We start from the raw sequence: 255 nt of genomic DNA on the forward strand, positions 1-255 counted from the left end.
ATATAACCGCCTGCGCACGCTTTACGCCCAGTAATTCCGATTAACGCTTGCACCCTACGTATTACCGCGGCTGCTGGCACGTAGTTAGCCGGTGCTTATTCTTCAGGTACCGTCATTAGCAAGCTGTGTTAGAACTCACCGTTTCTTCCCTGACAAAAGAGCTTTACAACCCGAAGGCCTTCTTCACTCACGCGGCATTGCTGGATCAGGGTTGCCCCCATTGTCCAAAATTCCCCACTGCTGCCTCCCGTAGGA

The 255-nt window shown here is 52.5% G+C and carries 1 rRNA gene; it reads right to left on the reverse strand.

Features of this window, described 5'->3' with window-relative positions:
* Positions 1 to 255, reverse strand: a 16S ribosomal RNA gene (locus ACO0KY_RS19705); the annotation flags it as partial.

This window comes from Undibacterium sp. Dicai25W, assembly GCF_049340505.1.
GTDB lineage: Bacteria > Pseudomonadota > Gammaproteobacteria > Burkholderiales > Burkholderiaceae_D > Undibacterium > Undibacterium jejuense.